The following is a 24942-nucleotide window of genomic DNA, read 5'->3' as shown; positions in this document are numbered from 1 at the left end:
TCAGCCCTGCTTCGATGGTGTGGGTGCCGGAGCCGGAGCCGCTTGCCCGCTTTCCTTCAGCGCCTTGGTGACCTCAGGCGGCATGTACTTCTCGTCGTGCTTGGCGAGCACTTCGTCCGCCACCACCACGCCGTCGGCGTTGAGCTTGCCCAGGGCGACGATGCCCTGTCCTTCGCGGAAAAGATCGGGAAGGATACCGCGATAGGTGATGGTCACCGATTTACTGAAATCGGTAACCACGAAGCGCACATCCAGCGAATCGGCAGAGCGCATCAGCGAGCCCGTGGCAACCATTCCGCCGGCACGGATTCGGGTATCCAGCGGCGCTTCGCCGTTGGCGATCTGGCTCGGCGTATAGAACAGGTTGATATTTTCCTTCAGGGCACTCAACGCCAGCGCAAGGGCAATGCCCACGCCTGCGATGATGGCGAGAATGATCAGCAAGCGCTTTTTGCGCGCAGGATTCACGTTGAGCTCTCCCGGCGCAGACGGCGCGCCTCTTGTTGCAGATAACGCCGACGCGCCAGAAGCGGCGACGCCACGTTGACGACCAGCACCAGCAGCGCGATGCCGTAGGCCGACCAGACGAACAGGCCATGACGGCCCATCGCCAGGAAATCACTGAATGACTCGAAACTCACCGGTTACTCTCCTCGGTCCATGCCCCTGCCGACGCTGCACAGCAACTCGGCCTTGACCCATTGGGTACGGGACTCGCGCCTGAGCACTTCCAGGCGCATGCGCAGCAACAGCACCGCGCCGAAAAAGCAGTAGAACCCCAGCGTGGTAAACAGCAGCGGCAGCCACATGTCGGCAGGCATGGCGGGTTTTTCAGTCAGGCTGAACGTCGCGCCCTGGTGCAGGGTATTCCACCACTCCACCGAATATTTGATGATCGGAATGTTCACCACCCCGACGATCGCAAGCACCGCGCATGCCTTGGCGGCGCTGTCGCGATTGCTGATGGCGTTGCCCAGCGCAATCAGGCCGAAATACAGGAACAGCAGAATCAGCATGGAAGTAAGCCGTGCATCCCACACCCACCACGCGCCCCAGGTCGGCTTGCCCCAGATCGCGCCGGTGACCAGCGCCAGCGCGGTCATCCATGCGCCTATCGGCGCCGCGCATTGCAGCGCCACGTCGGCCAGTTTCATCTTCCACACCAGCCCGACCACCCCGCACACCGCGAGCATGACGTAGCAGGATTGCGCCAGCATCGCGGCGGGAACATGGATGTAGATGATCCGGAAGCTGTTGCCCTGCTGATAGTCCGGCGGCGCGAATGCCAGCCCCCAGACCACACCAACGCCGAGCGACAGCGCGGCGAGAACAACCAGCCACGGCAACAGGCGCGCGCTGGTCGCATAGAACCATTTGGGCGAGCCGAGCTTGTGAAACCAGGCCCAGCTGATGCTGCTTTTACTCACGTTGCTTCTCATCACGGTGCATCCAGGGTTTGCACGAAAGCGGGCGAGCCCGGTCCGCAACCTCAATTATTCGCCGACGCTGATCTTCAGGCCAGCCGCTATGGCAAAGGGTGTCAGGGTGACCGCCAGGGCGGTGAGGCTGCCGAGCCAGAGCAGATACCCGGCCGTCGGCATGCCTTGCAGTGCCGCTTGCAGCGCGCCGCTGCCCAGAATCAGCACCGGGATGTACAGCGGCAGAATCAACAGCGCCAGCAACAGACCGCCCCGCTTCAGGCCCACGGTGAGCGCGGCGCCGACCGCACCCAGCAGGCTCAGCACCGGCGTGCCCAGCAGCAGTGAAATCAGCAGCACCGGCAGACAACGCCCTGGCAAGCCGAGCATCAGGCCCAGCAGCGGCGCGAGCAGCACCAGCGCAAGGCCGGAGAATGCCCAGTGTGCCAGCACCTTGGCCAGAACCAGAACAGGCAGCGGGTGCGGCGAAAGGACCCACTGTTCCAGCGAGCCGTCTTCGAAATCGCTGCGAAACAGCCCGTCCAGCGAAAGCAGCACCGCCAGTAGCGCCGCTACCCACACCAGACCGGGCGACAGGGTCTGCAATAACTGAGTCTCCGGCCCGACTGCCAGAGGGAACAATGCAATCACGATAGCGAAAAAAACCAGTGGATTGGCCAGCTCCGCCGGACGGCGGACCAGCAGTCGCGCTTCGCGGACAAGCAGCAGAGTAAAGACGTTGCTCATACCGACCACTGTCCCAGATCAAGCTCGCGATAGCGCGAAGGCAGTTGCGTCATGTTGTGGTGCGTGGTCAGCACAATCATTCCGCCCTGATCACAATGCGCGGCAAGGTGCGCTTCGAGCTGCGCCGCGCCTTGCTTGTCGAGCGCGGTGAAGGGTTCGTCGAGAATCCAGATCGGCGGGCCTGGCAGGTACAGACGCGCCAGGGCGACACGTCGCTGCTGTCCGGCCGATAACGTGTGACACGGCGCATCCTCGAAACCACGCAGACCGACCGCGGCCAGTGCCGTGTCGATCCGGGCCTCTTGCACCGGCCGATGCAGCGCACACAGCCAGGAAAGATTTTCCACCGGCGTCAGCAGATCCTTGATACCCGCCGCATGCCCGATCCACAACAGATTGCGCGCCAGCTCGGCGCGTTGCCGGTTCAGCGGCAAGCCATTGAGACGCACCTCACCCGCCGTCGGCTGCATCAGCCCGGCCAGCAGCCGGAGCAGACTGGTCTTGCCGCTGCCATTGGGGCCGCTGATCTGCACCATTTCGCCTGCGCCGAGGCGAAGATCCAGATGCTCGAACAGCAGTCGCCAATCCCGTTCACAACACAGGGCAGTGGCTTCCAGAAGAGGTGTCGCACAGGTCATCAGGGTTTCCAGAACTGCGTTGACGCCACGGGTGACGCCCGCAGCCGCATGCACGAAGCAGTGGGCGGTTCAAGTCAGGATTGAAACGGCCGTTACATTGGTGCAACTTCGTTGCTACCGGCCACTGCAAAATGGCCAGCATTATACATGTATGCCCTCTTATTGGCGGGCAACTTGCGCAGGCTCAGACCCCATGACAGGTGACATCACCAGCGTACCCCCGGCAGTGCCCTCCACGGCCCAGCTGCGTGCGGGCATCACCCAGGCGCAGGTCCTGACGCTTTTGCAGGCGTCACAGAACCTGATCCCGCAGGGAGAAACCGTGGACGCCGAAGTGGTGACCCTCAAGCAGGTCGACCAGAACTTCCAACTGCTGCTCAGGCTGATCAGCGCCAATGGCACTCAGACCAGCCTGCCGGTCACCAGCGCCCTGCCCTTCACGCCTGGCACCAGCCTGCAAGTGGCGCAAGCATCGCCCAACGAGCTGACGCTGACCCTGCAGCAGATCAATAGCGCGTTGAAAAACTCGGTAACCAGCATCGATACCCGGCAGCTGCCGGTCGGTACGCTGCTGCAAGGCAAAGTCATGACCAGCCAGATCGTCGCCCAGGCGGTCAGCCAGCTGGCCGGCCAGAGCGCACCGCCGGCGCTGTACCGCTCCATCGTCATGCTGCTGAACACGGCGCAGGCCGGCACCAGCCTGGTGATCGACAGTCCGCAGCCGCTTACGGTCGGCAGTCTGCTCAGCGCTCAGGTGCAGGGCAACCAGGCGCTGAATTTCGTCGCCCTGCCCGGCCGTCTCGACCAACTGGCCGTCGCGCAGCAACTCACCACGCAACAGAATCGTCAGGGCTCGCTGGATACTCTGTTGGCTGCATTGCAGAACCTGCCACGCACTAATCCGGCAATAGGCGCCCCGCTGCAAGCCAGCGTCGAACAACTGCTGGCGAGCATTCCCGACATTCGGCAGATGACCAGCCCTGCGGGCGTGGCACAGGCCTTCAACGCCAGCGGCCTGTTTCTGGAGGCCAAATTGCTGGCCGGGCTGGACCCGATGCAGGCCCCGGACCTCAAGGCCAATCTGATGCGCCTGATCGCACAGATCCTGCCCGGGCTGCCGGACAACGCTTCCTACAGTGCCGCCGCGGCGTCCAACACCCTGGCCCGCGCCATGCCGGGAATGCTTCGCAATGCGCTGGGCACGCTTGGAATGGTCGCCGCCCGCACACCGCCCGGCACATTCCCGTTGCCGGCGCGTAACGTCGCCGGTGGCGACAAAGAAGACGATCTGGAGCTGCTGCTGAAGCTGGCCGCAGCGGCCGTTTCCCGGTTACAGAGCCATCAGCTTGGCGGCCTTGAGCAGACGCGGACCAACGCCGACGGCACGCAAGTGACGACCTGGCAGACCGAGATTCCGATGCGCAACGCCCACGACATCGTGCCGCTGCAGGTCAAGGTGCAGCGTGAAGATAAGCCCGACCAGCACGGCCATGGTGAAGAACGGGACGCCACTGACGCCGGCGAGAATCGGGAAAAAATCTGGAAGATCGAACTGGCGTTCGATCTGGAGCCGCTAGGACCCTTGCAGGTACAGGCACAGCTGCTGCGCGGCACACTGTCGAGCCAGCTGTGGGCCGAACGCCCGGACAGCGCAGTCCTGATCGCCCAGGAGTTGGGTCATCTGCGGGAAAGACTGGTGGCCTGCGGCCTGGCGGTAGGCGAACTGGCATGCAGCCACGGCACACCACCGCAGGGGCCGCGAACCACACTCGAACAACGCTGGATCGACGAGAGCGCCTGATGAACCAACCCGACCATACACCGCGCCAGGCGATCGCTCTGACTTACGACGGCCAGCAGGCGCCGACACTGAGCGCCAAGGGCGACGATCAACTGGCCGAAGCCATTCTGGCGATTGCGCGCGAATACGAAGTGCCGATCTATGAAAATGCCGAACTGGTGAAGTTGCTGGCGCGCATGGAGCTGGGCGACAGCATTCCCGAGCCCCTGTACCGGACCATCGCGGAAATCATCGCCTTCGCCTGGCACCTCAAAGGCAAATTCCCCGCAGGCCAGGACCCGGACGCGCCGCCGGTGGAAAGGGATATAACGCCACGAGGCTGAGCAGCCCGAGCCTCCCAGAAGACTGTCTGCATTTACAGGGGTAAGGCTGACTATTTTTGCTGCCGCTACGCGCCAGATCGCGAGCAAGCTCCCTCCCACAGGGCCGTGCACAACTCGGTTATTGTGGGAGGCAGCTTGCTGGCGAAGAGGTCGGATTGACACCTTGATATATTCGCGGACAAGTCCGCTCCCACAGGGTCCGTGCATGACGCGGTTACTGTGGGAGCCAGCTTGCTGGCGAAGAGGCCATCCGGCGATCTGCTGCGCGGCGGCAGCAGATGCGAAGGTGGGACCGGCTTACCGGGGATGGTTGCCGTGCATCTTGCTCATCAGTTGTGCTTCGGCCTGGGTCAGGCCGCAGGACTGGGTGAGCTCTTCGACACTGGCGCCCATGCCGACCAGGCGCGCGGCCTGGGCGAAGGACAGCGTGGAGGGATCGCGCTGTTCCAGTGCGGTCAGTTTGTCCGGCAACGGCGCGACAATCGCGCGCAATTCGTGCAGGTCTTCACCCATGCGCACCGTGCCGTTCTGGTAATGGTCCAGACGCCTGGCCAGGTCGCGAATGCGCTGATCGCGCTGAACATTGGCCTCGTCGCGCTCGGCGTCGAGCTTGCGCTGACGCTTGACATGGGACAGGAACATTCCCAGGGTCACGACCCAGAGAATGCCCAGCAATACAACGGCTACCTCAAAAATCAATCAGATATTCTCCAGCTCGGACCACTCTTCTTCGGACATCATCTTGTCCAGCTCGACCAGGATCAACAGCTCGCCGTTCTTGTTGCACACGCCCTGAATGAACTTGGCCGATTCGTCGTTACCCACGTTAGGCGCGGTTTCGACTTCGGACTGACGCAAGTAGACCACTTCCGCGACGCTGTCGACCAGGATTCCGACCACTTGCTTGTCGGCCTCGATGATAACGATACGGGTGTTGTCGCTGACTTCGACCGGAGCCAGGCCGAAACGCTGACGGGTGTCGATCACGGTCACGACGTTGCCGCGCAGGTTAATGATACCCAGCACATAGCTCGGCGCGCCCGGCACCGGAGCGATCTCGGTGTAGCGCAGCACTTCCTGAACCTGCATCACATTGATGCCGTAGGACTCGTTGTCCAGGCGGAAGGTGACCCATTGCAGGATAGGATCTTCGGAACCCTGTGCAGACGACTTATTCATACCCTAACCCCTCACGTGTGTTCTCTGCGGACGGCGCGCGCGGCGCTCGCCCATGATTATTTCGACTTGTTCAACTGCTTGACCGCGCCACTGGCTATCAGCTCGGCCAACTCTGCTACATCCAGCAGCGCGCACATGTGTTCAATCACCGTGCCTGCCAGCCAAGGGCGCTGCCCTCGGTGGCTGCGCCATTTGATCTCGTTGGGGTCCAGGCGCAGCGAGCGGCTGACCTGATGCACCGCCAGCCCCCACTCGTACCCTTGAACCGAAATCACATACTGCAGTCCCTGGCGAAAATCATCGCGGTAGCGATCAGGCATGACCCATCGCGCGGTATCCAGCACTTTCAGGTTGCCCGCCTGGCAAGGCAGGATCCCGAGAAACCAGTCCGGCTGACCGAACAGCGGCGTCAGCTCGTGGCCGGCCAGCGGGTAGATCGAACCCAGGCAGATCAGCGGCACCGCCAGCGTGAGGCCTGCCACATCGAACAACAGACACTCGAACGGCTCGTCGGCCCACGCCGGTCGCCCTTCGCGAGCAGGCGGCGGAGTCGGCGTGCGTTGGCTAGCCAGCGTGCTCAGCTCGGCGACCGGCTCGACCAGTTCAACTGTCGGCGTCATCACAGGCGCAGGTGTCAGCGCTGGAGCCGGCGTAGCGACCGGAGCCGGTGCAGCCACTTGCACAGGCGCGGCAACTGCGACCGGTTTGGCCAGCGCCTGCAAGCGCGCATCGAGCGCTTGCTCTTCGAGCACGGCGGCCTGAAATTCGTCGACGCTGACAGAAGGCTCGTTCAGCTCCGCGGTAGCGTCCTGAAGCAAGGCATCCAGATAGGACTGCAATGCCAGCTTGGGTCGTGTTGCAACTTCTATGGAGCGGTTCATGACAGGACCCGAGAATTGATGCAGCTAATGCCGCCTGATGAAGTTATCGGCCGCATCGAGGTCTGACTTGAGCGGACCGCGGACAAAGAATACGCCCGCACGTCAGGCCACCTGAGCGGAAAGCTGCTCGGCGAGCAGGTGCTTGAGCAACGCGCGATAAGCGATGACGCCGCGGCTCCTGGAGTCGTTCTGCGACGGCGTCAGGCCCGCGCGGCTGGCATCGCGAAGACGCGTATCCACCGGCACGTACGCTTGCCAGACATGCTCTGGAAAAGAATCACGCAATAGCTTCAGAGTCCCCATCGACGCCTGGGTACGGCGATCGAACAGCGTCGGGACAATGGTGTAAGGCAACGGCGTCTTGCGGGAACGGTTGATCATGGTCAGCGTATTGACCATACGCTCCAGACCTTTGACGGCCAAAAACTCGGTCTGCACCGGAACCACCAGCTGCTGGCTGGCCGCCAAGGCATTGACCATCAGCACGCCCAGCAGCGGCGGGCTGTCGATCAGCGCATAGTCAAAATCCTGCCACAGCTGTGCAAGACTCTTGGCGACCACCAGGCCGAGACCGCTCTGGCCAGGCGACTGACGCTCAAGGGTCGCCAGCGCGGTGCTCGAAGGAATCAGCGAAATGCGTTTGTCGGTCGTCGGCAGCAGCAACTGGCCCGGCAGACCATCAGGCACCGCGCCTTTGTGCAGGAACAGATCGAACGCACTGTGCTCCAGCTCGTCGGGGTTATGGCCGAAGTAGCTGGTCATCGAGCCGTGCGGGTCGAGATCGACGACGATCACGCGCTTGCCGGCGTCGGCCAGCAGGCCTGCCAGAGCGATGGTCGTAGTGGTCTTGCCGACCCCGCCCTTCTGGTTGGCGACTGCCCAGACTCTCATTGATGTTTTTCCTTGCGCACAACGACGTCCATACCAGGATTTCGACTAAGGAGCGGGTGCCGGGGAATTGACAGCGTTGGTACGCACCGGCGGTTTTGCTGGTGCTGGTGCAGTTTGTGTGCCAGCACGCCGCAACGCCGCGTCAGGCTGCACATTGGCCGAGCCATTGCTGGTCAGACTGCGCCGCACTTCAAGATTGCGCGAGATGACCAGCACCACCCGCCGGTTCTTGGCGCGCCCCGCCGCCGTGGCGTTGGTCGCGATCGGCTGGAACTCGCCGTAGCCGACCGAAGCCAGCCGCGCCGGATTCACGCCATCCATCGCAAGCATGCGCACGATGCTGGACGAGCGGGCCGAAGACAGTTCCCAGTTGGTCGGGTACTGCGCGGTGCTGATCGGCTGGTTGTCCGTGAAACCTTCGACATGAATCGGGTTGTCGAAGCGTTTGACGATGCCGGCGACCTTTTCGATGATGTTGAATGCCTGGTCGCTGGGCATGGCGTCGCCACTGCCAAACAACAGGCTGGAGTTAAGTTCGATCTCGATCCACAGTTCGTTGCCGCGAACGGTCATCTGGTCGGATTTGATCAGATCGCCGAATGCATCGCGCACATCGTCGGCGATGCTTTGCAAGGCATCGGGCGAGCTCTGGGCGATACCGGCGTCGGTCTGTTCGCTGTCCTTGATCAGCGGTTCGGCGGGCTTGACCGAAACGGGCCGCTGCTCGCCGATGGGGATCGGTTTCATGCTGCGCTCGGCGTCGTTGAACACGCCGACCAGCGCCTGAGACAGGATCTTGTACTTGCCTTCGTTGATCGACGAGATCGAGTACATCACCACAAAAAAGGCGAACAGCAAGGTGATGAAGTCGGCATAGGATACCAGCCAACGCTCATGATTTTCGTGCTCTTCGGGCTGACGACGGCGAGCCATGACCTGTTACTCCATAAAGCCTTGCAGCTTGAGTTCGATGGAGCGCGGGTTTTCACCCTCGGCGATGGACAGCAGGCCTTCGAGAAGCATTTCCCGATAACGTGACTGGCGATGCACGATTGCCTTGAGCTTGTTGGCGACTGGCAACAGGATCAGGTTGGCCGTGGCGACGCCATAGATGGTGGCCACGAAGGCGACGGCGATGCCGCTGCCCAGCTGACTCGGATCGGCCAGATTGCCCATCACATGGATCAGGCCCATTACCGCACCGATGATGCCCACGGTCGGCGCATAACCGCCCATGCTCTCGAACACCTTGGCGGCCTGAAGGTCACGTGTTTCCTGAGTGATGAAATCCACTTCCAGGATGCTGCGAATCGCCTCGGGCTCGGCACCATCGACCAGCAGCTGCAGGCCCTTGCGGGCGTAGTTGTCCGGCTCGCTGTCAGCGATGCTTTCCAGGCCCAGCAAGCCTTCCTTGCGGGCGGTCATGCTCCAGCCGATCACCCGGTCGACGCCGCTCGCCAGATCAATGCGCGGCGGGAACAGAATCCAGCCAACGATCTTCATGGCGCGCATGAACGCGCTCATCGGCGCCTGCAACAGCGACGCGCCCAGCGTACCGCCGATCACGATCAGCGCCGCCGGACCGTTGACCAGCGCACTCAGGTGTCCGCCTTCGAGAAAGTTACCGCCAATGATCGCGACGAATGCCAGGATCAGACCAATAAGACTCAGAACATCCATCAGATACACGCCTCGACCAGATGCCGACCGACATCGTCCAGGCTATAGATCGCATCTGCCAGATCCGCCTTCACGACAGCCATCGGCATGCCATAAATCACACAGCTTGCTTCGTCCTGCGCCCACACGGTACTGCCGCCTTGCTTGAGCAGGCGCGCGCCCTCACGTCCGTCGGCGCCCATGCCGGTCAGCACGACCGCCAGCACTTTGTCGCCATACGACTTGGCCGCCGAGCCGAAGGTGATGTCCACGCAAGGCTTGTAATTCAAACGCTCGTCGCCCGGCAGAATCTTCACCGTGCCACGACCATCGACCATCATCTGCTTGCCACCCGGCGCCAGCAGTGCGAGACCGGGACGCAGCACGTCGCCGTCTTCGGCCTCTTTGACGCTGATCTTGCACAGTTTGTCCAGGCGCTCGGCGAAGGCCTTGGTGAACGCCGCGGGCATGTGCTGGATCAGCACCAGCGGTGTCGGAAAACCGGCAGGCAGCTGGGTCAACACCCGTTGCAGCGCCACCGGGCCACCGGTGGACGTGCCGATAGCGACCAGCTTGTACGGCTTGCGCTTGGGCGCGGCCGATGTATGTGCCGGAGCATGGGAATGACTGTGCGCGTGCGCCGGAGCTGCTGCGGCGGGCGTGCGCGACGGCACACTGCGCGCAGGTGCTGGCGCAGGCGCGCGGCCCGCAACAGGCGCCGCGGCCGGGGTAACCGGCGCGGGCGCAGGCGCGGGCTGGCTTGCGCCAAAACCACTGAAGCGGCGATTGCTGCGCGAAATGCTCAGAATCTTCTCGCACAGCAGTTGCTTGACCTTCTGCGGGTTGCGCGAGATGTCTTCAAAATTCTTGGGCAGGAAATCCACCGCGCCGGCGTCCAGCGCATCGAGTGTGACGCGCGCGCCTTCGTGGGTCAGCGAGGAGAACATCAGGACCGGAGTCGGGATTTTCTGCATGATGTGGCGGACTGCCGTAATGCCATCCATCATCGGCATTTCGTAGTCCATGGTGATCACATCCGGCTTCAACGCCAGAGCCTGCTCGATCGCTTCCTTGCCATTGGTCGCCGTACCGACGACCTGGATGTTGGGGTCCGAAGAAAGAATTTCCGTGACGCGGCGCCGGAAGAAACCGGAATCATCCACCACCAGGACCTTGACTGCCATAAACACTCCAATAGGCGCCGCGGGCAGCCAGGCTGCCCGCTGCCCCAGAATCAAATACGCCGGGCGGCGTAACGCTTGAGCATGCTGGGTACATCGAGAATCAGAGCGATGCGGCCGTCACCGGTGATGGTGGCGCCGGACATGCCCGGTGTACCTTGCAGCATCTTGCCCAGCGGTTTGATGACCACTTCTTCCTGGCCCACCAGCTGATCGACCACGAAGCCGATACGCTGAGTACCCACGGACAGGATGACGACGTGGCCTTCGCGCTGCTCTTCATGCGCAGCGGAGCTGACCAGCCAGCGCTTGAGGTAGAACAGCGGCAGAGCCTTGTCACGCACGATCACCACTTCCTGACCATCGACGACGTTGGTAGTCGACAGGTCGAGGTGGAAGATCTCGTTGACGTTCACCAGCGGGAAGGCAAATGCCTGGTTGCCCAGCATCACCATCAGGGTCGGCATGATCGCCAGGGTCAACGGGACCTTGATGACGATTTTCGAGCCCTGGCCCTTGGTGGAGTAGATGTTGATCGAGCCGTTGAGCTGGGAGATCTTGGTTTTCACCACGTCCATGCCCACGCCACGACCGGACACATCGGAAATCTCGGTCTTGGTCGAGAAACCCGGTGCGAAGATCAGGTTGTAGCACTCGCTGTCGCTCAGGCGGTCGGCTGCATCCTTGTCCATCACGCCACGCTTGACGGCAATCGAACGCAGAACGTGAGGGTCCATGCCTTTGCCGTCGTCGGAGATGGACAACAGGATATGGTCGCCTTCCTGCTCGGCGGACAGCACGACACGCCCGCCGCGGGACTTGCCCGTGGCCTCGCGCTCTTCCGGAGTCTCGATGCCGTGGTCGACCGCGTTGCGCACCAAGTGGACCAACGGGTCGGCCAAGGCCTCGACGAGGTTCTTGTCCAGGTCGGTTTCTTCTCCGACCAGCTCCAGGTTGATTTCCTTCTTAAGCTGGCGAGCCAGGTCGCGAACGAGCCGCGGGAATCGACCGAAGACCTTCTTGATGGGCTGCATGCGGGTTTTCATGACCGCAGTCTGCAAATCGGCGGTGACCACATCCAGGTTGGAAACAGCCTTGGACATGGCTTCATCGCCGCTGTTGAGACCCAGGCGAACCAGGCGGTTACGCACCAGCACCAGTTCGCCGACCATGTTCATGATCTCGTCCAGGCGCGCGGTGTCGACCCGCACAGTGGTTTCCGCTTCCGAAACCACCGGTTTCTCGCCAGTTGCGGCTGGCGCACGGGCTGGTGCCGGCGCGGCGGCCCTGGCTGGCGCAGGCGCGGGTTCGGCCTTGGCGGCTGGAGCCGGCGCAGGCTTGGCCACGGCTGTTGCGGCCGGTGCTGCCGCAGCGGGTGCAGGCGCAGCAGCGCCGGCAACCGCGGCAGGCTCGAACTTGCCCTTGCCGTGCAGTTCGTCCAGCAGGCTTTCAAATTCGTGATCGGTGATCTCGTCGGACGCCGGCGCAGCCTTCGCAGCTGCGGGCGCCGCCGGTTTCGCGGCCGGGGCGCTGGCGGCTACGCTGCCGTCAAACGAGCCCTTGCCATGCAACTGATCAAGCAACGCTTCAAATTCGTCATCGGTGATCTCGTCGCCGGCGACCGGCTTGCCAGCGGCAGGCGCGGCGGCCGGTGCCGGACCAGCAGCGACTTCAGGCGCGAACTTGCCCTTGCCATGCAGCTGATCGAGCAGCGACTCGAATTCCGAATCGGTGATTTCGTCGCCTGGGGCAGGTGCTGCCGCCGGTACTTGTGCGGCCGGCGCGATAGCTGCGGACTTGGCGCCCTGTAGCGAATCGAGCAGTTGTTCGAATTCGGTGTCGGTAATGTCGTCACTGGCCGGTTCTGCAACCGCCACCGGTGCCGCCTCGACCACGGGCGCAGGCTCGGCGGCCTGCGGCTCTGCCGATTCAGGCTCCGCCAGACGCGACAGCGCCGCCAGCAGTTCCGGAGTAGCCGGTGTGATTTCGGTTCGTTCACGAACCTGACCAAACATGCTGTTGACGGTGTCCAGAGCTTCCAGGACTACGTCCATCAACTCGGAGTCGACGCGTCGCTCACCCTTGCGCAGGATGTCGAACACGTTTTCGGCGATGTGGCAGCACTCCACCAGCTCATGGAGCTGGAGGAAGCCGGCGCCCCCTTTTACAGTGTGAAAACCGCGAAAAATTGCATTGAGCAGGTCGGCATCATCCGGTCGGCTTTCCAGCTCGACCAATTGCTCCGACAACTGCTCCAGAATCTCGCCGGCCTCTACCAGAAAATCCTGAAGGATTTCTTCATCGGCGCCGAAGCTCATGGGGTGCTCCCTAAAATTAACCGTCAACAGACCTAGAAGCCGAGGCTCGATAGCAGATCGTCTACATCATCCTGACCGGATACGACGTCTTCACGTTTATCGGCATGAATCTGCGGACCTTCACCCTGGGTGAGATGTTTTTTAGGATCTTTTTCTGCAAGCATCGCCGCCGAGTCATGTTCGATTCCCGCAAAGCGGTCGACGTGACTGGCCATCAACACCAGCTTGAGCAGGTTGCCCTCCACTTCCGTGACCAGCTGCGTGACGCGCTTGATCACCTGGCCGGTAAGATCCTGATAATCCTGGGCCAGCAGAATGTCGTTGAGGTGCGCCGCGACAGCGTGGGTTTCCTTTTCGCTACGCGTCAGGAAACCGTCGACCCGCTTGGCCAGATCACGAAACTCTTCGGCACCGATTTCACGGCGCATGAAACGTCCCCAGTCCGCGCTCAAGGCCTTGGCATCCGAGCTCAGGCCGTTCATCAACGGCGTGCTCTGTTCCACCAGGTCCATGGTGCGGTTGGCCGCGCCCTCGGTCAGTCGCACCACATACGACAGGCGCTCGGTAGCGTCCGTGATCTGCGATACTTCTTCAGCTTGCGGCATGTGCGGGTCAATCTGAAAATTGACGATCGCGCTGTGCAGCTCGCGGGTCAGTTTGCCGACTTCCTGGTACAGGCCGCGATCACGGGTCTGGTTCAGCTCATGGATAAGTTGCACAGCGTCGCCGAACCGACCTTTTTCCAGGCTGCTGACGAGCTCTTGTGCGTGTTTCTTCAGGGTCGACTCGAAGTCACCCAATGAATCTCTGTTCTCCATAGCGCCCTCGCGGCATGCATCAGCTATTGACGCGTTCAAAGATCTTTTCGATCTTCTCTTGCAGCACCTGGGCTGTGAACGGCTTGACCACGTAACCATTCACACCGGCCTGAGCGGCCTCGATGATCTGCTCACGCTTGGCTTCGGCGGTTACCATCAGCACGGGAAGACTCTTGAGGCGCTCGTCCTGACGGACCTGGCGCAACAGATCGATACCGGACATGCCCGGCATGTTCCAGTCGGTCACCAGAAAGTCAAAGGCGCCGCTTTGCAGCATCGGCAGCGCGGTAATACCGTCATCCGCTTCCGAAGTGTTGGTGAACCCAAGGTCACGCAACAGGTTCTTGATGATCCGCCGCATCGTTGAGAAGTCATCAACGATGAGGATTTTCATGTTCTTGTCCAATTCGACCTCCAAGCAGTCTTTGACGCGTTCAGCACCTGAACACGCTGTTTACTCAATACTGGCACAGCACACCCCCGGCTGTACGAAACACGACGGGCTTGGCAAACCAACAGGCACATACTGCAAGCGGCCATCAGGTGTGTACCCGAAAGGCCGCTTGCCGATCCGTCCCTGTAACCACGTAACGCTCTGCACAGCCGGGATGCAGACATCGGCACCCTTGCGGATGCCGCCATCTGTCAACGCGCTCGCCACTCTCCCAAACGCCCTCGCAAACGAGCTGCGCACTGGCTGTGTAACTGACTGACCCGCGATTCACTGACTCCAAGGACCTCACCGATTTCCTTGAGATTCAGCTCTTCGTCGTAGTACAGCGCCAACACCAGACGCTCGCGCTCCGGCAGGTTGGCGATTGCTTCGGCCAACGCGGCCTGGAAGCGCTCGTCTTCCAGATCGCGCGACGGTTCGAGCGAACCGCTCGCGCCGTCCTCGTGCAGCCCTTCATGTTCGCCGTCCTGAAGCAAGTCGTCGAAACTGAACAGTCGGCTGCCCAGGGTGTCGTTCAAAATCCCGTAGTAGTCGTCGAGACTCAACTGGAGTTCGGCAGCAACTTCGTGATCTTTAGCGTCACGGCCGGTTTTCGATTCAATTGCACGAATTGCGTCACTGACCATGCGCGTATTGCGGTGCACCGAGCGAGGCGCCCAGTCACCTTTTCGCACTTCGTCGAGCATCGCACCGCGAATCCGGATCCCGGCGTAAGTCTCGAAACTCGCACCCTTGGTGGAGTCGTATTTAGTGGACACTTCCAGCAGGCCGATCATACCGGCCTGGATCAGATCTTCGACCTGAACGCTGGCCGGCAGGCGCGCCAGCAAGTGATAGGCGATACGCTTGACCAGGGGCGCATAGCGCTCGATCAGCTCGTACTGCGAATTTCTGGAAGCCTTGCTATACATTTGGTACCCGCTCGCTGTCATTGGACAGGCCCTGCGCTGGTCTGGTGAACAAGTCGCTCGACGAAGAACTCAAGATGACCTCGTGGATTGGCCGGCAGCGGCCAGGTATCTACTTTCTGGGCGATGGCCTTGAAGGCCAATGCACACTTGGAACGCGGGAACGCCTCATAGACAGCGCGCTGTTTCTGCACAGCCTTGCGCACGCACTCATCGTAAGGCACCGCACCGACATACTGCAGGGCCACGTCCAGGAAACGGTCCGTGACCTTGGTCAGTTTGGCGAACAGGTTGCGACCTTCCTGCGGGCTCTGCGCCATGTTGGCCAGCACCCTGAAACGGTTCATGCCGTAGTCGCGGTTAAGCAATTTGATCAGCGCGTACGCATCGGTGATGGAGGTCGGCTCATCGCAGACCACCAGCAATACTTCCTGAGCCGCGCGTACGAAACTGACCACCGACTCGCCGATCCCGGCGGCCGTATCGATCACCAGCACGTCGAGATTGTCGCCAATCTCGCTGAACGCCTGGATCAGGCCGGCATGCTGCGCGGGCGACAGATGCACCATGCTCTGGGTGCCGGAAGCGGCAGGCACGATACGTACCCCGCCCGGCCCCTGCAGGAGCACGTCGCGCAGCTCGCAACGCCCTTCCATGACATCGGCGAGCGTGCGCTTGGGCGTCAGGCCCAGCAGGACGTCGACGTTGGCCAGACCCAGATCGGCATCCAGCAGCATCACACGCCGACCGAGCTCGGCCAAAGCCAGTGAAAGGTTCACCGACACGTTCGTCTTGCCTACGCCACCTTTGCCACCGGTCACCGCGATGACCTGAACGGGATGCATGCTGCCCATGTTATCTCTTTACCTTGTCTTGCGTAGACCGAAGCCACATTACGGGCTGCACGCTCGAAACCGAACGATGCCTGGCAGACCATTGATGCAGGGACATTCCAGTATTAACCATCACTTAACCCACTCTCTTGCCGGGGTTGTGATAGAGGTCGGCAAACATATCAGCCATCGCTTCTTCACTCGGTTCGTCCTGCATCTGCACACTCACTGCACGGCTCACCAACTGGTGACGACGCGGCAGATGTACATCGTCAGGAATGCGCGGCCCGTCAGTCAGATACGCCACGGGCAACTCATGGCTGATCGCAAGGCTCAACACTTCGCCAAGACTCGCGGTTTCATCAAGCTTGGTCAGAATGCATCCGGCCAGGCCACAACGCTTGTAACTGTGATACGCGGCGGTCAGAACCTGCTTCTGGCTGGTTGTCGCCAGCACCAGGTAATTACGCGCCTTGATGCCACGACCCGCCAGGCTCTCCAGTTGCAGACGCAGCGCAGGATCGCTGGCCTGCAAGCCGGCGGTGTCGATCAACACCACGCGCTTGCGAACCAGAGGCTCCAGCGCCTGAGCCAGCGACTGGCCAGGATCCAGATGGGTCACCGGCACATTCAGAATGCGACCGAGCGTCTTCAGCTGTTCCTGGGCGCCGATGCGGAAGCTGTCCATGCTGACCAGCGCGATGTTCTGCGCGCCGTATTTCAGCACGTAACGGGCGGCCAGCTTCGCCAGGGTGGTGGTCTTGCCCATACCGGCAGGACCCACCAGAGCGATCACACCGCCCTCTTCCAGCGGCTCGACTTCAGGTACAGCAATCATGCGAGCCAGGTGAGCCAGCAGCATCCGCCAGGCCTGACGCGGTTCATCGGTGTCAGGAACCATCGCCAGCAGGTCACGCGACAGCGGGCCGGACAGGCCGACGCGTTGCAGGCGACGCCAGAGGTTGGCCTGCTGCGGACGACTGCCCTGCAGCTGGGTCCAGGCCAGGGAGCCGAGCTGGACTTCCAGCAGCTCGCGCAGGCCATTCAATTCAGCGCGCATCGACTCGTAGGCACGCTGACCGCTGGCCGGTTCTGCGGCAGCAGCCGGCGGCGCGTACGTGTAAGGACGCGGCGGTTCTTCGAGCGTCGGCTCGATATGTGTGTCGGGGCCGGAGAGCGGCTTGCCCGAGAACAACTGCAGATTGATCGACGCATCGCTGTCACTGCGGTTGTTAAGCTCGGCCTGAGCGGAGACGATGCGCGACTGAGTCTTGCGCAGCTCGTCCTCCAGCTCCATGTTCGGCACGCGTGGCGCCAGTGCGGACAGCTTGTAATCGAGAGCGGCAGTCAGCTCGACGCCGCCAGCAATGCGCCGGTTACCGATGATGGCCGCCTCGGCGCCCAGTTCATCACGAACCAGCTTCATGGCTTGACGCATATCGGCGGCGAAAAATCGCTTAACTTGCATGACTCTTTACCTCAGCCGTTAGGCCCGACAGTCGCTACGATGGTGACTTGCTTGTTATCAGGAATTTCCTGATACGCCAGAACATGCATGTTCGGTACAGCCAATCGTCCAAATCGTGACAGCATCGCCCGAATCGGGCCTGCTACCAGGAGAATTACCGGCTGCCCTTGCATCTCTTGACGCTGGGCGGCCTCGATCAACGAACGCTGGAGCTTTTCAGCCATGCTTGGTTCGAGAAGAACGCCTTCTTCTTGACCCTGACCAGCCTTCTGCAAACTATTGAGCAATATCTGTTCCAACCTTGGTTCCAGGGTGATAACTGGCAGCTCAGGCTCAATGCCTACAATGCTTTGGACGATTGCGCGGCTCAAACCGACGCGAACCGCTGCCACCAGAGCGGCGGTATCTTGACTCTTGCCGGCGTTGTTGGCGATAGCTTCTGCAATGCTGCGAATATCCCGAACCGGTACGTGCTCGGCGAGCAGCGCCTGCAAAACATTGAGCAAGGCGGACAGCGACAGCACCCCAGGCACCAGCTCTTCAGCGAGCTTCGGCGAGCTTTTAGCCAGCAGTTGCATCAATTGCTGGACTTCTTCATGGCCGATCAGTTCATGGGAGTGTTTGTACAAGATCTGGTTGAGGTGCGTCGCGACCACGGTGCTGGCGTCGACTACGGTATAACCGAGTGACTGCGCCTGACTGCGCTGGCTGATCTCGATCCATACCGCTTCCAGGCCGAACGCCGGGTCTCTGGCGGTAATACCGTTCAGCGTACCGAACACCTGGCCCGGGTTGATCGCCAGTTCGCGATCCGGATAGATCTCGGCTTCGGCCAGGATCACACCCATCAGCGTCAACCGATAGGCGCTTGGCGCCAGATCGAGGTTGTCGCGGATGTGAACGGTCGGCATCAGAAAACCCAGTTCCTGAGAGAGCTTCTTGCGCACGCCCTTGATCCGCGCCAACAGCTGACCACCCTGATTGCGATCCACCAGCGGAATCAGGCGATAGCCGACTTCCAGGCCGATGATATCGATCGGGGTAACGTCATCCCAGCCCAGTTCCTTGGTTTCCTGCGCACGGGTCGGTGACGGCAGCAGATCCTGCTGACGCTGCACTTCAGCCAGTGCTTCGACCTGCACACGATTCTCTTTCTTCCACAGCAGGTAAGCGGCCCCGCCAGCCACCAGGCCCAGGCTGATGAACGCGAAGTGCGGCATGCCGGGAACCAGACCCATCACCACCATGATCGCGGCGGACACGGCGAGCGCCTTGTACGACGTGAACATCTGGCGATTGATCATCTTGCCCATTTCTTCCGAACCGGAAGCACGGGTCACCATGATGGCGGCGGCGGTGGACAGCAGCAGTGATGGCAATTGCGCCACCAAACCGTCACCGATGGTCAGCAAGGTGTAGACACGACCCGCGTCGGCGAAGCTCATGCTGTGCTGGAAGATACCGACCAGCACACCGCCGATGAGGTTGATGAACAGAATCAGCAGACCGGCAATGGCGTCGCCGCGAACGAATTTGCTCGCACCGTCCATGGAACCGTAGAACTCGGCCTCCTGGGCAACTTCGGCACGACGGCGCTTGGCTTCGGGCTGATCGATCAGGCCGGCGTTGAGGTCGGCGTCGATGGCCATCTGTTTGCCGGGCATCGCGTCGAGGGTAAAGCGCGCGCTCACCTCGGAGATACGCCCGGCACCTTTGGTGATTACCACGAAGTTGATGATCATCAGGATCGCGAACACTACGATACCGACCACGTAGTTACCGCCGATCACCACCTCACCGAAGGCCTGAATCACCTTACCGGCAGCGGCGTGGCCGTCCTGACCGTGAAGCATGACCACGCGGGTGGACGCGACGTTAAGCGCCAGACGCAGAAGCGTGGCCACCAGCAGGATGGTGGGGAATACCGAGAAATCCAGAGGGCGCAGCGCGTAGACGCAGACCAGCAGCACCACGATCGACAGAGCGATGTTGAAGGTGAAGAACACGTCCAGCAGGAACGGCGGGATGGGCAACATCATCATTGCCATCATCACCAACAGCAACAACGGCACGCCAAGTTGCCCGCGGCCCAAACCAGCCAGGTTGCTGCGTGCGCCACTGATTATCTGAGAACGTTCCACTGATTCTTCACCCTGCGCACTAAATCAAAACTTTGACGCCGAAGGCATCCTGATTTGACCTGTTGCAAAAAGCTGTCCAACTTTTGCAAAGGCAGGTGTGGCAGTGGTTTACAGGAGCGCAGCGGACCTGTGGGAGCGGACTTGTCCGCGAATGGGCGTTCCAGGCAATGCAAATGTAGCGGATGTACCTGGCAGGTCGCGGGCGAGCGCGCTCCTACCCGATCGAAGCGGACCTGTGGGATCGGACCTGTGGGAGCGGACTTGTCCGCGAATGGGCCGATGCAAACGTGGCGGCTGTACCGGCCCCGTCGCGGGCAAGCGCGCTCCTACATGATATTTGGCGCGGCGCGCTACATCACTCCGGATCCCGCCACAGATCCGATGGAATGGGCACGTCGCCCAGTGGGTCGGGGCGTTTGGCGCGGCCGGCATGGAACTGGCGGATCTGATAGACGTACGCCAGAACCTGCGCCACCGCCAGGTACAGCCCGGCGGGAATTTCCTGGTCCAGCTCGGTGCTGTAGTAAATCGAGCGGGCCAGCGCGGCGGATTCCAGAATCAGTATCTGATTGTGCGCTCCGATTTCGCGGATCTTCAGCGCAACCAGATCAGTACCCTTGGCCAGCAGCATCGGCGCCCCGCCCTGCTCAGGGTCGTACTTGATCGCCACGGCAAAGTGAGTCGGGTTGGTGATGATGACGTCGGCTTCGGGAATCGCCGCCATCATGCGTCGATGAGACATTTCCCGCTGCAGCTGACGAATGCGCTGCTTGACCTCGGGGCTGCCCTCGCTGTTCTTGTACTCGTCGCGCACTTCCTGCTTGGTCATCAACAGTTTCTTGTGCGCCTGATAAAGCTGGAACGGCACATCCGCCGCCGCAATGAAAAACAGGCCACAGGCCATCCAGAAGCTGCTCCAGCCCACCACCAGCAGGCTGTGAATGATCGCCTGCTCCAGCGGCTCATGGGCGATGGAAACCAGGTCGTTACGTTCCTTGGCCAGCACCACCAGTGCCACGGCCAGAATGATCAGAAACTTGGCGAAGGATTTGAGCAGTTCCACCAGGGCGTTAGGCGAAAACATCCGCTTGAGGCCCGCGGCGGGGTTCATCCGGCTGAATTTGGGCATCAGCGACTTGGTGGCAAACAACCAGCCGCCGAGCATGATCGGCCCCACCACGGCGGCTACCAGCATCGCGATGAGAAACGGCAGAACCACGACCAGAGCATGCTCGCCGGAACTGAGCAGCATCTTGCCCATGAACGTGGTGTCCATGATGGTTTCGCGGGTGATGGTGAAATTGTTGCGCATCAGCGCGACCATCATCTGCGCGATGCCGCTGCCGAACACCAGCAGGCCGCCGGCGCCCATCAGCATTACCACCAGTGTCGTCAGTTCCTTGGAGCGGGCAATCTGCCCTTCGGCCCGGGAGTCCCGGATCTTTTTCTCCGTGGGGTCTTCCGTTTTGTCCTGGCCATTCTCGTTCTCGGCCATTCAGCGGGCCCTCACCAGATCGCGCAGAGCCTGCAATGCCTCGGACGCCATCGGTTGATATTGATTGAGAATGTCGGCCATCGACATCCAGAGGATGACCATGCCCAGTACCAGAGTCAGCGGGAAGCCGATGGAAAAGATATTGAGCTGCGGCGCCGCGCGGGTCATGACGCCAAACGCGATGTTGATGATCAACAGCGCCGTGATCGCCGGCAGTACCAGACGCAGGCCAGAACTCATCACCGCGCCCAGACCGGTCGCCAGCTGCCAGAAGTTATTGACCAGCAGGCCGCTGCCCACCGGCATCGAGTTGAAACTCTCGACCAGAATGTCGAGTACCACCAGATGCCCGTTCATGGCCAGAAACAGCAACGTGACCAGCATGGTGAAAAACTGCCCGATGACCGCCGACGACACGCCGTTGGTGGGGTCGACCATCGAGGCGAAGCCCATACCCATCTGGGTGGCAATGATCTGCCCGGCAATCACGAATATCTGAAAGAACAGCTGCAATGACAGGCCCATTCCCGCACCGATGATGATCTGCTCGCCGATCAACAGCAGCGCGCTCAGATCAAGCGCCTCGACCGCGGGCATGGGCGGCAGGATCGGCGCAATCACTACGGTAATCGCCACGGCGAAATACAGGCGGATTCGTCTGGGCACCAGCGTCGTACCGAAAATCGGCATGGTCATCAGTACCGCGACGATCCGGAACAGGGGCAGCATGAAGCTCGCGACCCAGGTACTGATCTGCGTGTCGGTCAGAGCAAGCATCGGCTGCATGGGTGATCAGCCGATCAGCGTCGGAATACTGCCGTACAGCGACAGGATGTATTCCATGAAGATTTTCAGCAGCCAGGGACCGACCACGATCAAGGTCAATAACATGACGATCAGACGCGGCAGGAAACTCAGGGTCTGTTCGTTGATCTGTGTCGCCGCCTGAAACATGGCCACCAGCAGGCCGCAGATCAGGCTGGGCACCACAAGAATGGCGACCAGCACCGTAGTCAGCCACAGCGCTTCCCGAAACAGGTCGACCGCTACTTCCGGCGTCATTGCGCAGCCCTCTCGTCAGTACGACTCATACACCACCAAAACTGCCAGCGAGGGTGCCGACGATCAGCGCCCAGCCATCCACCAGCACGAACAGCATGATCTTGAACGGCAGGGAAATGATCAGCGGCGACAGCATCATCATACCCATGGCCATCAGCACGCTCGCGACCACCAGATCGATGATCAGGAACGGAATGAAGATCATGAAGCCGATCTGGAACGCAGTCTTGAGCTCTGAGATGACGAAGGCCGGAACCAGAATCGTCAGCGGCGCGGCATCCGGAGTCGCAATGTCGGTGCGCTTGGACAGACGCATGAACAGCTCAAGGTCGCTGGTACGGGTCTGTGCCAGCATGAAGTCCTTGAGCGGGACCTGCGCCCGCGCCACCGCATCCTGAGCGCTGAGCTGCTCGGCCAGATAAGGCTGCAAGGCATCCTGATTAACCCGGTCGAAGACCGGCGCCATGATGAACATGGTCAGAAACAGCGCCATGCCGGTCAGGATCTGGTTCGACGGAGTCTGCTGCAGGCCCAGGGCCTGACGCAGGATCGAGAACACGATGATGATCCGGGTGAAGCTGGTCATGAGCATGACGAACGCGGGGATGAAGCTAAGCGCCGTCATGATCAGCAGGATCTGCAGGCTGACCGAATACTCCTGCTGGCCGTCGGCCCCGTTGGACAACGTGATCGCCGGGATCGACAACGGGTCAGCCGCAAACACGTATGGCGCGGCCGCGAACAGCAGCAAGCCTGTCAGGAAACGCAAGGCACCCATTACTTCTTGTCCTTATCCTTGCCCATCAGCTTGAGGAGATGTTGAGCGAATTCCGGTGTCACCTGCTCGCGAGCCGGCACTTGTACCGGCTCCTTGAGGACATGCAGCGGCGTGATCCGGCCCGGCGTGATGCCGAGCAGAATCTGCTCGTTACCTACCTGAACCAGCATCAGCCGGTCACGCGGCCCGAGCGCACGCGAACTGATCAGCTCGATGACCTGCCCGCTGTTGGGCCCCACGCGCTGAACACGACGCATGACCCAGGCAAGCACGAAAATCAGGCCGACCACCAGCAGCAGCCCAAGCAGCAGCTGGAACAGTTGCCCACCCATGCCAGTACCGGTGTTGGCCACCGGAGGCGCCGCCACTTGCGCTACCGGTTCGGCAGCCCAGGCCAGATCAGGCGCAAGCGCCAGCGCCACCGAGAACGACAGAACAGCCAGGAACCGCATCACTTAGCGCAACTTCTTGATACGTTCGCTCGGGCTGATGACGTCCGTCAGGCGAATCCCGAATTTTTCGTTGACCACGACCACTTCGCCATGGGCAATCAGGGTGCCGTTGACCAGCACATCCAGAGGTTCGCCGGCCAGACGGTCGAGCTCGATCACCGAGCCCTGGTTGAGTTGCAGCAGGTTGCGGATGTTGATGTCGGTGCTGCCCACTTCCATGGAAATGGACACCGGGATATCAAGGATCACGTCCAGATTCGGGCCGTCGAGCTTCACCGCGCCAGGTGTCTTGGGCACACTGCCGAACTCTTCCATCGCCATGCGATTGGAACTGCCGGCGTCCGCCGCGAGCAGCGCGTCGATGTCAGCCTGACCGCCTTCGCCCGCCTCACCCAGGGCCGCAGCCCACTCATCAGCCAACGCCTGATCTTCTGCAGACGTCATTTCGTTTTCATCAGCCATCGGTTGTCCTCTGCGAACAATGATTCAATTACGCAACTATTACCGGTGCAGACTCTTTGGAGTCAGCGCCGCTCTATGGGTTCGATAACTTGCAGGGCAAGATTGCCCTTGTGCGAGCCCAGCTTGACCTTGAACGAAGGCACGCCGTTGGCCCGCATGATCAGCGATTCGGGAAGCTCGACAGGGATCACATCGCCCGGACGCATGTGCAGGATGTCGCGCAACGGCAACTGACGCTGGGCGACAGTCGTGGTCAGCGGCACCGCCACATCGAGTACGTCTTCCTTGAGCGCGTTGATCCAGCGTTCGTCCTGGTCGTCCAGGTCCGACTGGAAACCGGCGTCAAGCATTTCGCGAATCGGTTCGATCATCGAATACGGCATGGTCACGTGCAGATCGCCGCCACCGCCGTCGAGTTCGATATGGAAAGTGGAAATCACCACCGCCTCGCTCGGACCGACGATGTTGGCCATGGCCGGGTTTACTTCGGAGTTGATGTACTCGAAGTTCACTTCCATGATCGCCTGCCAGGCTTCCTTCAGGTCGATGAAGGCCTGATCCAGCACCATTCGCACCACGCGCAGCTCAGTCGGCGTGAACTCACGGCCTTCGATCTTGGCGTGACGGCCGTCACCGCCGAAGAAGTTGTCCACCAGCTTGAACACCAGTTTGGCGTCGAGGATGAACAGCGCCGTACCGCGCAGCGGCTTGATCTTGGCAAGGTTGAGGCTGGTGGGCACGTACAGCGAGTGCACGTACTCACCAAACTTCATGACCTGCACGCCGCCCACCGCCACGTCCGCAGAACGGCGCAGCAGGTTGAACATGCTGATGCGGGTATAGCGGGCGAAACGCTCGTTGATCATTTCCAGGGTCGGCATGCGACCGCGGACGATCCGGTCCTGGCTGGTCAGGTCGTAACTCTTGACGCTGCCGGGTTCAGCGGCGCTCTCGGTCTGGACCATACCATCGTCAACGCCATGCAACAGCGCGTCGATTTCGTCCTGGGACAGCAGGTCTTGCACGGCCATGTCG

At 61.2% G+C, this 24942-nt stretch carries 28 protein-coding genes; 2 read left to right on the top strand and 26 right to left on the bottom strand.

Annotated features, from left to right (window positions below; genetic code table 11):
* Genes ccmE through ccmA form a run of 5 tightly spaced genes read right to left on the bottom strand, consistent with a single transcriptional unit; the run spans window position 1 to window position 2803 of the window.
* Entirely contained in the window at window positions 1-468 is a 468-nt protein-coding gene (gene ccmE / locus J3P77_RS07560) for a cytochrome c maturation protein CcmE (protein WP_434680800.1), read from the bottom strand.
* On the bottom strand, window positions 465-641 hold the full coding sequence (ccmD, locus tag J3P77_RS07555; protein WP_434680799.1) for a heme exporter protein CcmD: 177 nt from the start codon (window positions 639-641) through the stop codon (window positions 465-467). Before ccmD ends, ccmE begins: the two co-directional genes overlap by 4 nt.
* Before the next feature lie 3 nt (window positions 642-644).
* Window positions 645-1439 (bottom strand): heme ABC transporter permease, encoded by a 795-nt coding sequence (locus tag J3P77_RS07550; RefSeq protein ID WP_434680798.1) that lies wholly within the window; start codon window positions 1437-1439, stop codon window positions 645-647.
* A gap of 54 nt (window positions 1440-1493) precedes the next feature.
* Window positions 1494-2165: a heme exporter protein CcmB gene (gene ccmB, locus J3P77_RS07545; protein WP_434680795.1), complete on the bottom strand. Its 672-nt coding sequence runs from the start codon at window positions 2163-2165 to the stop codon at window positions 1494-1496.
* The gene (ccmA, locus tag J3P77_RS07540; protein ID WP_434680793.1) at window positions 2162-2803 is read right to left on the bottom strand and encodes a cytochrome c biogenesis heme-transporting ATPase CcmA; all 642 of its coding nucleotides are present in this window, start codon (window positions 2801-2803) and stop codon (window positions 2162-2164) included. The genes ccmB and ccmA overlap by 4 nt, the downstream gene beginning before the upstream one ends.
* Window positions 2804-2996: 193 nt before the next feature.
* On the opposite strand from ccmA, the gene J3P77_RS07535 reads away from it, so the two are divergent.
* Window positions 2997-4604 (top strand): flagellar hook-length control protein FliK, encoded by a 1608-nt coding sequence (locus J3P77_RS07535; protein WP_434680791.1) that lies wholly within the window; start codon window positions 2997-2999, stop codon window positions 4602-4604.
* Window positions 4604-4927 carry an EscU/YscU/HrcU family type III secretion system export apparatus switch protein gene (locus J3P77_RS07530; protein ID WP_434680790.1) on the top strand — a complete coding sequence of 108 codons (324 nt, stop codon included), beginning with the start codon at window positions 4604-4606 and terminating at the stop codon, window positions 4925-4927. Before J3P77_RS07535 ends, J3P77_RS07530 begins: the two co-directional genes overlap by 1 nt.
* Window positions 4928-5224: 297 nt before the next feature.
* On the opposite strand, the gene J3P77_RS07525 is transcribed toward J3P77_RS07530, so the two are convergent.
* The 21 genes from J3P77_RS07525 to fliM form a co-directional block, all read right to left on the bottom strand.
* The gene (locus tag J3P77_RS07525; protein WP_434680789.1) at window positions 5225-5626 is read right to left on the bottom strand and encodes a DUF2802 domain-containing protein; all 402 of its coding nucleotides are present in this window, start codon (window positions 5624-5626) and stop codon (window positions 5225-5227) included.
* On the bottom strand, window positions 5627-6106 hold the full coding sequence (locus J3P77_RS07520) for a chemotaxis protein CheW (RefSeq protein WP_003370201.1): 480 nt from the start codon (window positions 6104-6106) through the stop codon (window positions 5627-5629).
* A 56-nt stretch (window positions 6107-6162) separates the two neighbouring features.
* A complete protein-coding gene (locus tag J3P77_RS07515; RefSeq protein ID WP_434680788.1) occupies window positions 6163-6987 on the bottom strand; it encodes a CheW domain-containing protein in 825 nt (274 codons plus the stop codon).
* Between the two features lie 102 nt (window positions 6988-7089).
* Complete coding sequence (locus tag J3P77_RS07510; RefSeq protein WP_434680787.1) at window positions 7090-7878, bottom strand: ParA family protein; 789 nt, start codon at window positions 7876-7878, stop codon at window positions 7090-7092.
* A 45-nt stretch (window positions 7879-7923) separates the two neighbouring features.
* The gene (gene motD / locus J3P77_RS07505) at window positions 7924-8811 is read right to left on the bottom strand and encodes a flagellar motor protein MotD (RefSeq protein ID WP_434680786.1); all 888 of its coding nucleotides are present in this window, start codon (window positions 8809-8811) and stop codon (window positions 7924-7926) included.
* A gap of 6 nt (window positions 8812-8817) precedes the next feature.
* Entirely contained in the window at window positions 8818-9558 is a 741-nt protein-coding gene (locus J3P77_RS07500; RefSeq protein ID WP_434680785.1) for a flagellar motor protein, read from the bottom strand.
* Complete coding sequence (locus J3P77_RS07495) at window positions 9558-10721, bottom strand: protein-glutamate methylesterase/protein-glutamine glutaminase (protein ID WP_434680784.1); 1164 nt, start codon at window positions 10719-10721, stop codon at window positions 9558-9560. The genes J3P77_RS07500 and J3P77_RS07495 overlap by 1 nt, the downstream gene beginning before the upstream one ends.
* 50 nt (window positions 10722-10771) lie before the next feature.
* Complete coding sequence (locus tag J3P77_RS07490) at window positions 10772-13036, bottom strand: chemotaxis protein CheA (protein ID WP_434680782.1); 2265 nt, start codon at window positions 13034-13036, stop codon at window positions 10772-10774.
* Between the two features lie 32 nt (window positions 13037-13068).
* Complete coding sequence (locus J3P77_RS07485) at window positions 13069-13854, bottom strand: protein phosphatase CheZ (RefSeq protein WP_434680780.1); 786 nt, start codon at window positions 13852-13854, stop codon at window positions 13069-13071.
* Window positions 13855-13873: 19 nt separating this feature from the next.
* Window positions 13874-14248 carry a chemotaxis response regulator CheY gene (locus tag J3P77_RS07480; protein WP_434680778.1) on the bottom strand — a complete coding sequence of 125 codons (375 nt, stop codon included), beginning with the start codon at window positions 14246-14248 and terminating at the stop codon, window positions 13874-13876.
* 251 nt (window positions 14249-14499) lie between these two features.
* Window positions 14500-15240, bottom strand: a complete 741-nt coding sequence (fliA, locus tag J3P77_RS07475; RefSeq protein ID WP_434680776.1) for an RNA polymerase sigma factor FliA — start codon at window positions 15238-15240, stop codon at window positions 14500-14502.
* On the bottom strand, window positions 15237-16070 hold the full coding sequence (fleN, locus tag J3P77_RS07470) for a flagellar synthesis regulator FleN (RefSeq protein WP_003343974.1): 834 nt from the start codon (window positions 16068-16070) through the stop codon (window positions 15237-15239). Before fleN ends, fliA begins: the two co-directional genes overlap by 4 nt.
* A 115-nt stretch (window positions 16071-16185) precedes the next feature.
* Window positions 16186-17517 (bottom strand): flagellar biosynthesis protein FlhF, encoded by a 1332-nt coding sequence (gene flhF / locus J3P77_RS07465; protein ID WP_434680773.1) that lies wholly within the window; start codon window positions 17515-17517, stop codon window positions 16186-16188.
* Between the two features lie 11 nt (window positions 17518-17528).
* Entirely contained in the window at window positions 17529-19658 is a 2130-nt protein-coding gene (gene flhA / locus J3P77_RS07460; protein WP_434680771.1) for a flagellar biosynthesis protein FlhA, read from the bottom strand.
* Between the two features lie 355 nt (window positions 19659-20013).
* Window positions 20014-21153 (bottom strand): flagellar biosynthesis protein FlhB, encoded by a 1140-nt coding sequence (gene flhB, locus J3P77_RS07455; protein WP_434680769.1) that lies wholly within the window; start codon window positions 21151-21153, stop codon window positions 20014-20016.
* A complete protein-coding gene (fliR, locus tag J3P77_RS07450; RefSeq protein ID WP_434680766.1) occupies window positions 21154-21939 on the bottom strand; it encodes a flagellar biosynthetic protein FliR in 786 nt (261 codons plus the stop codon). It abuts the gene before it with no gap.
* A gap of 6 nt (window positions 21940-21945) precedes the next feature.
* Window positions 21946-22215 (bottom strand): flagellar biosynthesis protein FliQ, encoded by a 270-nt coding sequence (gene fliQ, locus J3P77_RS07445; protein WP_025260882.1) that lies wholly within the window; start codon window positions 22213-22215, stop codon window positions 21946-21948.
* Between the two features lie 25 nt (window positions 22216-22240).
* On the bottom strand, window positions 22241-22993 hold the full coding sequence (gene fliP, locus J3P77_RS07440) for a flagellar type III secretion system pore protein FliP (RefSeq protein ID WP_434680763.1): 753 nt from the start codon (window positions 22991-22993) through the stop codon (window positions 22241-22243).
* Window positions 22993-23445: a flagellar biosynthetic protein FliO gene (gene fliO, locus J3P77_RS07435; protein ID WP_434680761.1), complete on the bottom strand. Its 453-nt coding sequence runs from the start codon at window positions 23443-23445 to the stop codon at window positions 22993-22995. The genes fliP and fliO overlap by 1 nt, the downstream gene beginning before the upstream one ends.
* 3 nt (window positions 23446-23448) lie before the next feature.
* Window positions 23449-23907 carry a flagellar motor switch protein FliN gene (gene fliN / locus J3P77_RS07430; RefSeq protein WP_434680760.1) on the bottom strand — a complete coding sequence of 153 codons (459 nt, stop codon included), beginning with the start codon at window positions 23905-23907 and terminating at the stop codon, window positions 23449-23451.
* Between the two features lie 62 nt (window positions 23908-23969).
* The gene (gene fliM / locus J3P77_RS07425) at window positions 23970-24938 is read right to left on the bottom strand and encodes a flagellar motor switch protein FliM (RefSeq protein WP_434680757.1); all 969 of its coding nucleotides are present in this window, start codon (window positions 24936-24938) and stop codon (window positions 23970-23972) included.
* Window positions 24939-24942: the final 4 nt, after the last annotated feature.

Source organism: Pseudomonas sp. R1-18 (assembly GCF_051132095.1).
In the GTDB taxonomy this organism is placed as follows: domain Bacteria; phylum Pseudomonadota; class Gammaproteobacteria; order Pseudomonadales; family Pseudomonadaceae; genus Aquipseudomonas.
The sequence above is the reverse complement of the archived record's forward strand: the minus strand, read 5'-3'. Positions and strand labels throughout refer to the sequence as shown.

Bases quoted from the DNA above. Each gene is read 5' to 3' on its own strand.
- J3P77_RS07550 (WP_434680798.1), bottom strand. From the start codon at position 1,439: ATGAGAAGCAACGTGAGTAAAAGCAGCATCAGCTGGGCCTGGTTTCAC.
- ccmB (WP_434680795.1), bottom strand. From the start codon at position 2,165: ATGAGCAACGTCTTTACTCTGCTGCTTGTCCGCGAAGCGCGACTGCTG.
- ccmA (WP_434680793.1), bottom strand. From the start codon at position 2,803: ATGACCTGTGCGACACCTCTTCTGGAAGCCACTGCCCTGTGTTGTGAA.
- J3P77_RS07535 (WP_434680791.1), top strand. From the start codon at position 2,997: ATGACAGGTGACATCACCAGCGTACCCCCGGCAGTGCCCTCCACGGCC.
- J3P77_RS07530 (WP_434680790.1), top strand. From the start codon at position 4,604: ATGAACCAACCCGACCATACACCGCGCCAGGCGATCGCTCTGACTTAC.
- J3P77_RS07520 (WP_003370201.1), bottom strand. From the start codon at position 6,106: ATGAATAAGTCGTCTGCACAGGGTTCCGAAGATCCTATCCTGCAATGG.
- J3P77_RS07515 (WP_434680788.1), bottom strand. From the start codon at position 6,987: ATGAACCGCTCCATAGAAGTTGCAACACGACCCAAGCTGGCATTGCAG.
- J3P77_RS07510 (WP_434680787.1), bottom strand. From the start codon at position 7,878: ATGAGAGTCTGGGCAGTCGCCAACCAGAAGGGCGGGGTCGGCAAGACC.
- motD (WP_434680786.1), bottom strand. From the start codon at position 8,811: ATGGCTCGCCGTCGTCAGCCCGAAGAGCACGAAAATCATGAGCGTTGG.
- J3P77_RS07500 (WP_434680785.1), bottom strand. From the start codon at position 9,558: ATGGATGTTCTGAGTCTTATTGGTCTGATCCTGGCATTCGTCGCGATC.
- J3P77_RS07495 (WP_434680784.1), bottom strand. From the start codon at position 10,721: ATGGCAGTCAAGGTCCTGGTGGTGGATGATTCCGGTTTCTTCCGGCGC.
- J3P77_RS07490 (WP_434680782.1), bottom strand. From the start codon at position 13,036: ATGAGCTTCGGCGCCGATGAAGAAATCCTTCAGGATTTTCTGGTAGAG.
- J3P77_RS07485 (WP_434680780.1), bottom strand. From the start codon at position 13,854: ATGGAGAACAGAGATTCATTGGGTGACTTCGAGTCGACCCTGAAGAAA.
- J3P77_RS07480 (WP_434680778.1), bottom strand. From the start codon at position 14,248: ATGAAAATCCTCATCGTTGATGACTTCTCAACGATGCGGCGGATCATC.
- fliA (WP_434680776.1), bottom strand. From the start codon at position 15,240: ATGACAGCGAGCGGGTACCAAATGTATAGCAAGGCTTCCAGAAATTCG.
- fleN (WP_003343974.1), bottom strand. From the start codon at position 16,070: ATGGGCAGCATGCATCCCGTTCAGGTCATCGCGGTGACCGGTGGCAAA.
- flhF (WP_434680773.1), bottom strand. From the start codon at position 17,517: ATGCAAGTTAAGCGATTTTTCGCCGCCGATATGCGTCAAGCCATGAAG.
- flhB (WP_434680769.1), bottom strand. From the start codon at position 21,153: ATGGCCGAGAACGAGAATGGCCAGGACAAAACGGAAGACCCCACGGAG.
- fliR (WP_434680766.1), bottom strand. From the start codon at position 21,939: ATGCAGCCGATGCTTGCTCTGACCGACACGCAGATCAGTACCTGGGTC.
- fliQ (WP_025260882.1), bottom strand. From the start codon at position 22,215: ATGACGCCGGAAGTAGCGGTCGACCTGTTTCGGGAAGCGCTGTGGCTG.
- fliP (WP_434680763.1), bottom strand. From the start codon at position 22,993: ATGGGTGCCTTGCGTTTCCTGACAGGCTTGCTGCTGTTCGCGGCCGCG.
- fliO (WP_434680761.1), bottom strand. From the start codon at position 23,445: ATGCGGTTCCTGGCTGTTCTGTCGTTCTCGGTGGCGCTGGCGCTTGCG.
- fliN (WP_434680760.1), bottom strand. From the start codon at position 23,907: ATGGCTGATGAAAACGAAATGACGTCTGCAGAAGATCAGGCGTTGGCT.
- fliM (WP_434680757.1), bottom strand. From the start codon at position 24,938: ATGGCCGTGCAAGACCTGCTGTCCCAGGACGAAATCGACGCGCTGTTG.